The organism is Spirosoma harenae, assembly GCF_054776975.1.
Genome location: NZ_BAAHBD010000035.1, coordinates 1 through 8,800 on the forward strand (window position 1 = coordinate 1; position 8,800 = coordinate 8,800).

Genomic DNA, 8,800 nt, shown 5'->3' on the forward strand with positions numbered 1-8,800 from the left:
TGCTCAAACGACGGAAAAGTCATATTTTTCAGCGAGTACAAAGCTGTTAAAACCGTCTCTTCTCTTTTCACCCGCATCTGTCCACTTTCGGTTGACGATATACAGTCTAGGGCAGGAACTATTTTATTTTTCCTAATCGATACATCTGCCCTCAATAAAATAGCCTCATTTTTCCCATTTTCATAGTGTAATGATCTACTAAGTTGAAGGGCTTGTTCTGCAAATAAGGCAGCACTGTCAAGCTGTGATTGGGGCCTCCCAGTTTTATACAGATAGTACTCCCTAAGCATGTAATAGTTGCCCAGCTTTAGCAAAACATGCACCCGACCAGTATCGGCTTTGCTTTTCCGTAATTGTGATAACATTTTTGATTGGTCAGTCCAGATACTTTGAGAAAAAGATAGCTGCGAACTAACCAGCAACAAACTAAGAACGATGATTTGAAAACTATTGACCCTTTTGTGATAGTAGTGCATCTTTCAAAAAAGCTTTCCTCCTGTTGTAAACTAATGACTTATTGGCCAGTCACGAATTGTATTCCCGTAAGGCAACCTATCTATTGATAGCTGCTTCCCACTTTATTTTGGCTAGAATGTATCACCAATAATATTGATTTGCAAGGAGTTGTTAGCGATTGCAATAGGACAAGTACGATAGCTCTCCGGTGACAAACCGACCATCACGATATATCATGATAAACGGAGAGACAATCACTATATATCGCGATAAAACGGATTAGCCATTTGAATTACAATCTGTAAATCAACGGATTAAAGTTTGGCAAGAATTTTATAAGGAAACCAGCCAATAAACTCACGTTGGTAAAAAAATTACTTTATCGATGCTAATTCTTTTTAATCCTTTAAAAGAATCGCGATGAAAGAAACCCATGAACTGGTCCGGAAGGTAGCCACAGAATTGTTGGCCGTCAAACGAAGGTCTCACCTTGCTGGCATCATTAAATCGACCCTCAAGGCAGAAATTCAGTATGATCAGGCGGCTATTTATATTCTGGATTCAGAAAATAATCAGCTTTATGACCTCTTGCAAACGGATGATTCGACAACGGACCACTATACCTTCTGGCCTAAGATACACTTGAAAGAGCTGTCCATTGAAGAGATTTTACTAGACAACAATTCAGAACACCAAGGCTTTAGCGAGTTTAATCTAGATGATAGCGAGCAAAGGTCAGCCGTGAGTAAATACCTTTTAAATATACCTCCGGAAGGCTCCAGAATTCTGGTCTTTTCGCTGCGGGGCGGCAACGATTTTACCGGGAATTTTTTATTACTTTTTAACGAATCAAGCCCTCTTCTACCCGACCTTGTCGACGCGTTAACGTTAGTAGCCGTAACGATCAATATGGCAGTCAACTGTGTACTGGCAGAAGAACGCGTATTGGCAGTCAGAAGTAAAAACCGGTTTACGGAATTGGGTCGTCTAAGCGCTTCCTTATTGGACGTTCAGGATTATGAAGATTTGAAAGGAGTCGTTCAGGAGATTCTTTTGCCGTACTTTAACGCGGTATCCTTCGTGGTTATTTTAAAAAGCGATACCGGAACGTACCGGGCTTCACTGGTCGTACAGGCGACAGATCTTTGCACAAACGAGATCCCATACGATACCTATTCTGGGGCGTATTCGATCTATGATCATTGCCACGGGAAGTCTACAGAAGGACTTACCTTTTATAATCTAGAAACCTTAGTAAGGTTGGCTCACGAGGTACCGCACCTACACGCCGAACTTAGCCATGGAATCATCGAGAAGGTTATCTATCCACTTAGTTATGAGGGTCGAGCCAGGGGATTCATATTTATCAATTATGCCCGTAATAATGGGACTGAGGAAGTGGCTTCTCCGATGGCTAAACTTATTTTGTCCCAGTTTACCAAAGCCCTTTTTCATCTCCTTAAACAGGAACAGGTCCGCGTTCAACTCGCTCTTCAGGATAGGGTAATCAAGTTGGGCGCCTTACTGGCTTCGGTGCGTAGTAATGATGAACTGTTGGCCGTAATCAATACTAGCTTAAAAAATGTAATTGGCTACACCAACACAATCATTACCGCAATCAATAGTGATAAATCTACCGCAAGTGCTTATATACTCGATTATCAGGCTGTCGACTATTACGAAAATGGCCATTCACTGATAGTGTCGAGTAGTTATCCGATTAATGACGGATTTTTAGATAAGGTTTTAATACAGAACGATCCACTGATTTTTGATTTGGAAAACCTGATTCGTAATCGCCCCTTACCGAGTTATTTGAAAGCTAATTATGATAGCGGTGTCAAACAGGTAGCCATTACAAAACTTGCCAAAGGAGCCGAAGCTTTCGGCTTTTGGGTATTGGCATTTGACCGGTATCCTGTCATTGCGGCAAGTACCATTCAGCTGATTCGTGAAGTAGCTAACCAATTGTCAATCAGACTACAGACTATTCAGTTCAATCTGACAGCCGAGCGCAGGGAGAAAGAAAAAAATCGATTGATGCAATTCAGCACTTCAATTGCCTCGATCCGGGATAAAGATAAACTGACCCAGGCCATCAAGGGGCACCTTAAGGAGCTTTTCGGGATTGATGACTTTCTTATCTGGTCACTATCGAAAGATTTTCAGTTCAGATCACCAATACTTTTCGATAAAGCTTCAGTATATACCCATCATCCCATCGTTCAGGCTTACGCCGAAAAACAGATTAACAACGCTGATGGAATGTACGATGTCCTTATAGAAAAAGCGGGCATTCACTACTTTGGCGCAACCGATTTGAAACTTGCCTATGCTTACCATACTAATTTTTCAGAAGACGTAGAACTGTATACGTCGATGGCTGCGGGAGGAATCGTACTGCGGGTCGGCGATGAAGTGATTGGCATACTGACCTTTCTCACCCGAAATGTTCAACTCGTACAGGAAAAGGAAGAACTGTTTCTTACAATTTGCTCTCAACTTGCTGTTATGGCGTCAAACCTGATTACAACTGACCTGATTTCAGCGCAATTGGCGGAAATTAAGCATTACAATGAACGGTTGGAAGACGAGAAAATCCATTTATTGAAAGAGCTTGAATTACCAGCCAACAATTCAGATATGATTGGTCACAGTGCTGGAATCCAAGCTGTTCTCAAACTTATTCAACAGGTTGCCTATACGGACAGTACCGTTTTAATTTTAGGGGAAACCGGCACTGGTAAAGAACTGGTGGCTCGCTCAATTCATAACAATTCACCTCGAAAGTCGAAGCTGATGGTGAAGGTGAATTGTGCCGCCTTACCAGCTACTTTAGTTGAATCTGAACTATTCGGACATGAAAAGGGAAGTTTTACAGGTGCGTCTGAGCGACGAATTGGGAAGTTTGAGCTTGCCAACAATGGTACGTTGTTTTTAGACGAGATTGGAGAAATGCCACTGGATTTGCAGGGTAAACTGTTGCGAGCACTTCAGGAAAAGGAGATTGAGCGAATTGGTGGAAAATCGGTGATTAAAGTCGATGTTCGGGTTATTGTAGCCACTAATCGAAACCTCGAACAGGAAGTTGCCGCCGGCAGATTCAGGAGCGATTTATTTTACCGGGTCAATATTTTTCCAATCCGATTGCCGCCCTTACGGGATCGCCTTTCAGACATACCCTTACTGGCGAGCCACTTTATCGCTAAATACGCGTCTAAAGTTGGAAAGGAGATTAAGTCTCTGAGTAGTCATGTGCTGGAAGATTTGCAGCGGTATCACTGGCCAGGAAATATCCGAGAACTGGAGCACATCATTGAACGAAGCGTTTTACTCACTAAAGGCGATACGGTAAAGGCAATGGACATTCCAAAGTCAATGCCAATAGCAACGGATGGCCGCATGTATCTTGATAAAAAAATCAAGACACTTGACGAGAACGAACGAGATCATATTCTGCGCATACTTAACGTGTGCCGTGGACGTATTAACGGTCAGAATGGGGCCGCCATCCTGTTGGGGATTCCCCCCAGTACGCTTAATTCAAAAATGAAGAGGCTGGCTATCAGAAAACAAGAAATACAGTCCTAAATTAAATGCTCAGCGAAATCTATTTATGAAGGACACCATTTTAATTGTCGAGGATCAATTTATTGAAGCCAACAACCTTAAGATTATTCTGTTAAAGGCTGATTACAACGTACTTCCCATTGCTCGATCGGTTGAAGACGCGCTCGATATCATCGATGTCCAGGTACCGAATCTAGTATTGCTTGATATTTTTCTAAAAGGAGATCAAACAGGGATTGATTTAGCCCGTACGCTCAATGATAGAGGTATTGCCTTTGTCTACCTATCAGCGAACTCTGATAAAAGCGTTTTTACGGCCGCAAAGATGACCGGCCCGTATGGTTTTTTAATAAAGCCGTTTCGAGAGCGTGACGTACTAGCCATGCTGGATATAGCCTGGTATCATCACTCTCAAAAGTCTTTAGTGAAGGAAAGTACAGCCAAGGCAAAAAATCCAGTGACAATAGCTGCCCGGGAAAAAGAGCTTAAAAAGATTGTGGGCACGAGTGAACCCATACAGGAAGTTTTACGAAATCTGGAAATCGTTGCGACTACGAATGTTCCGGTATTATTATTGGGCGAGAGCGGCACAGGCAAGGAATTAGTAGCTCGTTCTATACACGAACTTTCGCTACGACATAATAACAAGTTTGTAGTGGTTGACTGTGCTGCGCTGCCATCAAACTTAATTGAATCGGAGTTATTTGGGCACGAAAAAGGGAGTTTCACCGGAGCGGTTGAGAAACGCATCGGTAAATTTGAACAGGCTAATGGAGGTACGGTTTTCCTGGATGAGATTGGCGAGCTCCCGCCCGATTTGCAAGTGAAATTTTTACGCGTATTGCAGGAAATGGAAATTGAACCCATTGGCGGAAAACGAAAGAAAGTCGATATACGTATTGTAGCGGCTACTAACCGTAACCTGGAAGACGAAATGGCAAACGGAAATTTCCGAATCGATTTGTATTACCGGCTGAATATTTTTCCATTGCACCTCCCTCCTCTACGAGAACGGAAAGCCGATATCATACCATTGGCTATGCACTTTCTGGACGTGCAGACTGTCCGGTTCAGCAAATCGATCAAGGGCTTTTCCGAAGACGCAAAAAAAATGCTACTCAATTATCCTTGGCCTGGAAATGTACGGGAACTGGAAAACCTAATTACCCGTGCTATCCTGCTGTGCCAGGGAGATGTAATTAAAGATATTCCCAAGCCAACTACCCAACCTGTCAGAGGAACTGAGAATGAAACCAGGGTCAAAACTATGGTCGAAAATGAACGAGAGCATATTCTAGCCGCTCTTCGGCAATGTAACTGGAAGCTATATGGCCCAGGCGGGGCTGCTGAGCTTCTGGAAATCAATGCATCAACGCTTAAATCCAGAATGAAAAAGCTGGGAATTTAACTTTTTTATTACTCACTAACTCACCTAAATTCTCGGTAACGACATTCCGTTGTTTTAGCCAATTTAACGATATAGCGTTAAATTTAAGAGGCTGTTAATTCCAATAAAATACTGATAGTCAGATATTTATTTCGTTGGCATGCAATTTGAAATAGTATAAACAGGTGCTTAAAGAGCAAAGAAGTTTATCGGATCAGCTATAAACTTCAACAATCTGTTTCATCTCAACAAAAAATGGCAATGAATAAAGTAACGTGTCTATCAATCGCCACTACGGCATTTTTTGGGTTTATTTTCTCCGCCCAGGGACAGAATTCGGCTACCCGAGAATTTGAAATCCTGAAACAACTCTCTACGCAACCTGCCTCTGCTGGTTTATCAGTACCAGATATGTTAAACCAGCCAGGAAATGAAAAACTCAAAAGTTTTTTCCTGACGCCAATAAAGGATACGCAGCGGCTCAAAGGAAAGAAAATCGCCGTTATCGCGTCGGATGGTTTTGAAGAAATCGAATTAACAGGACCAGTCTGGTATTTCAAATCGCTGGGTGCAACCATTGATATTGTTGCTCCAAAATACAAACCTGCACCAGGACGATATGGCCTTACCCATCCGGAAATGGAAAAGAATTCCATTATGGCAATACAGTACCTAACCCCTGTTGGATGGCTTAAGGTTGACCGCACTGCGGACCAGATCAAAGTGGAAGAGTATGATGCCATCTTTATACCTGGCGGGGCCTGGAATCCTGATAACCTGCGGTACGACAAGGATGTCATTAAATTTGTGCAAGATTTTTACAAGTCTGGCCGGTTGACTGCCGCAATATGCCATGCCCCGCTTGTATTCGCTTCTGCGGGCATCCTAAAGGGTAAGAAACTGACCGGATACTGGAATATACAATCGGACTTGGTTAACGCTGGTGGATCGGTATCTGATGTTCCGGTCGTTGTCGATCAGAACCTGATTACGAGCCGTCATCCAATTGACGTAGCTGATTTCTCCCTTGCAGTCGCTGATTGGCTTAGTAGGCATCAATAGCCCTGCCCCTGTGGGGGTATTGACAATTCATCAACCTATTTTACAAGCGTATTACGAATGAGAACACAGATGTTAGTGGCAGCTGGAGGCTTATTTGTCACGGCTGTCATGGTGGAGGTATTGGCCAATACGATCAATTTCAAACCAATACCAGGAAAGATAGAATCCAGAAGTAAATCCAGGAACGTAGCATTGCTTCATGAAAAGGCGGAATCGGTCGCTGTAAAAATTACAAAATATCCGATTAAATCGGCCTATCAGAAGTCGTTCCGGAAAGCGGTGACTACCTACGTTCGTAACTCATTAGATGCAAAGGACAATATCATGTCTGAAGTCTATTATGAACGTGAAAGCCCTGCCACGCTTTGGGTTATTGAACGGTGGAGTAATCAGGCAGCGCTAACGGCCAATAACCAACGTCAACCGGCAAAAGCGATTCAACGTATGGTATCACAAGCAACTAGCTCACCCGTCGAGACGATTATGGTCAGGGATTTGGAACCGATCCCCAAAGGGTCCTGGCGTAAAACACCTAATCCTGAAGATCGTCCGTTTACGATTATGCTGTTCGTTGATGCTAAAAACGGAACGGAAAATAAGTTTAAGGAGATATACCATAAAGCGATGCCGCAAATTAGAGGGGAATCCGGCATCGTAACGTATCAGCTCAGTCAGCGTACAGATGATGACACGAAGTTTATTACGTACGAAAAATTTCGAAATCAGGAAGCATTTCAATACCACCTCAAATTTGCTCCCTTAAAACCAGTACTCGACTACTTACATTCATCAATTAAGTCTCCGCCATTTGAAAAGGGTTTGCACAATTTGATACCGATTGACCAATAGAGTCAATCGGTATCATTAACCACTAATTACCGGGAATTGTCAGGATCACGATTTGCGTATATAGCGTAGCGTTAGAGGGAATTTTAACAGTTGCGCTAACCGCCTTGCTCCTCGTTAATTGACAAGATGAACCAGTAAGTATAATTTATAAGACCGTTCCAAGCTTTACATAAAGCTAGAAAACAAGGATGAAGCTAACCCTTTTCCTCGCGGTAACTCTTATAGGTGGGACTATATATGATGTATCTTGCTTAGCTCAAACGCCAGACGCGTACGCTGTATGGCTGCTACCTGCTGCGCAATACAAACCATCTGAATCGGTATCATTTGCTTTACAACCAGGCTGGAATCCGCAACAAGATATCGGCCTCCTATACGCAAGTTCGATTTTGAAAGCCAATCGGTGGTTGGATATAAATTTGGGCTACATGTTTTTAGCTCTTTCAGGGCAATACAACAATGAATCCACATTCATGAACGGAGTTACGCTGAAATTCCACTTGGGTAAATTCTTTATTGATAACCAGAATCTGATTTGGAATCGGTTCAGGTCTATCGACGATAGCTACCATTTCATCCGAAATCGAACCCGACTATTTCATGAATTATCGGTTAAGGGGTTGAAAGTTAGCCCGTACATTAACGAGGAGTTCTGGTTCTACTTTACGACTAGACGTATTAGCAGAAATAGAACCGGAATGGGCATTAGTGTCTCTATCAAAACCAGATGTACGTTTGATTTTTTATATACCAAGCAATGGGACGAGTCAGCGGGAAATTTGAATTTATTTTTCCTCCGATCAACCATATTTTTTAAATAATTTACACATAAGTGCTTATTATCAGTGAGAAAGATTTGAGTTCGGAGCTTAGAAGATTGGGCATGGGCAGTTCTTAACTACCACTGCGATGAATAAGGAGAGACAACCATGGATACTTTGCGTCGACGATGATGACGATGATCGATTCCTGACACAACAGGCGTTTACATCGCTTAAGACCGAGTATGTATTGCAAGTACTGTCGAGTGGGGAAGAATTATTTAGACTCCTGGAGGATATGCTGGAACAGCCATCTCTCGTGTTGTTAGATGTAAATATGCCTCAATTAGATGGCTTTGACATTCTGGCCAGGCTTCGAGCTCAGGTTGCCTATTATGCCATGCCCATTCTATTTTTAACAACCTCCGATTCCGAGCAGGATCGACAGAAAGCCAAATTATTAGGAGTCACTGACTATTTCGTTAAACCCAATTTCCTTCAGGAACTGAAAAGGGTTATCGCTCAAATTGCGAAAAAGTGGTTAATGGAATGAGTGTTTTCAATCGTAAGTAGCGACTCCCAATCTCATACAAATGAGCGCCAGATAAATTCTTTACATGAACTGTGTTAAAAGTCAAGCCATTGAGCGTAAAATAGGTTGATAATTCGGATTGAAATCTTCTTTAAACTTGACCACCGCAAATGCTTGGCGAAG

At 42.5% G+C, this 8,800-nt stretch carries 7 protein-coding genes; 6 read left to right on the forward strand and 1 reads right to left on the reverse strand.

Annotated elements, in window-relative coordinates; all coding sequences use genetic code 11:
• Positions 1-476: hypothetical protein (locus tag ACYVE4_RS29815; RefSeq protein ID WP_461044073.1), on the reverse strand; the 476-nt coding region annotated here is incomplete at its 3' end.
• Between the two features lie 400 nt (positions 477-876).
• Here ACYVE4_RS29815 and ACYVE4_RS29820 point away from each other — a divergent pair.
• The 6 genes from ACYVE4_RS29820 (at position 877) to ACYVE4_RS29845 (ending at position 8,638) form a co-directional block, all read left to right on the forward strand.
• Positions 877-4,047, forward strand: a complete 3,171-nt coding sequence (locus tag ACYVE4_RS29820) for a sigma 54-interacting transcriptional regulator (RefSeq protein ID WP_461044074.1) — start codon at positions 877-879, stop codon at positions 4,045-4,047.
• A 25-nt stretch (positions 4,048-4,072) separates the two neighbouring features.
• Positions 4,073-5,434, forward strand: coding sequence for a sigma-54-dependent transcriptional regulator (locus tag ACYVE4_RS29825; protein WP_461044075.1), 1,362 nt, complete (start codon positions 4,073-4,075; stop codon positions 5,432-5,434).
• A 240-nt stretch (positions 5,435-5,674) separates the two neighbouring features.
• Positions 5,675-6,475 (forward strand): DJ-1/PfpI family protein, encoded by an 801-nt coding sequence (locus tag ACYVE4_RS29830; RefSeq protein ID WP_461044076.1) that lies wholly within the window; start codon positions 5,675-5,677, stop codon positions 6,473-6,475.
• Between the two features lie 57 nt (positions 6,476-6,532).
• Positions 6,533-7,324, forward strand: coding sequence for a putative quinol monooxygenase (locus ACYVE4_RS29835; RefSeq protein ID WP_461044077.1), 792 nt, complete (start codon positions 6,533-6,535; stop codon positions 7,322-7,324).
• A 188-nt stretch (positions 7,325-7,512) separates the two neighbouring features.
• Complete coding sequence (locus ACYVE4_RS29840; RefSeq protein WP_461044078.1) at positions 7,513-8,145, forward strand: DUF2490 domain-containing protein; 633 nt, start codon at positions 7,513-7,515, stop codon at positions 8,143-8,145.
• Between the two features lie 88 nt (positions 8,146-8,233).
• Positions 8,234-8,638 carry a response regulator gene (locus ACYVE4_RS29845; protein WP_461044079.1) on the forward strand — a complete coding sequence of 135 codons (405 nt, stop codon included), beginning with the start codon at positions 8,234-8,236 and terminating at the stop codon, positions 8,636-8,638.
• Positions 8,639-8,800: the final 162 nt, after the last annotated feature.

What these genes read in the sequence shown, in the direction of transcription:
- ACYVE4_RS29820 (WP_461044074.1), top strand. Translation starts at nt 877, where the DNA reads ATGAAAGAAACCCATGAACTGGTCCGGAAGGTAGCCACAGAATTGTTG.
- ACYVE4_RS29825 (WP_461044075.1), top strand. Translation starts at nt 4,073, where the DNA reads ATGAAGGACACCATTTTAATTGTCGAGGATCAATTTATTGAAGCCAAC.
- ACYVE4_RS29830 (WP_461044076.1), top strand. Translation starts at nt 5,675, where the DNA reads ATGAATAAAGTAACGTGTCTATCAATCGCCACTACGGCATTTTTTGGG.
- ACYVE4_RS29835 (WP_461044077.1), top strand. Translation starts at nt 6,533, where the DNA reads ATGAGAACACAGATGTTAGTGGCAGCTGGAGGCTTATTTGTCACGGCT.
- ACYVE4_RS29840 (WP_461044078.1), top strand. Translation starts at nt 7,513, where the DNA reads ATGAAGCTAACCCTTTTCCTCGCGGTAACTCTTATAGGTGGGACTATA.
- ACYVE4_RS29845 (WP_461044079.1), top strand. Translation starts at nt 8,234, where the DNA reads ATGAATAAGGAGAGACAACCATGGATACTTTGCGTCGACGATGATGAC.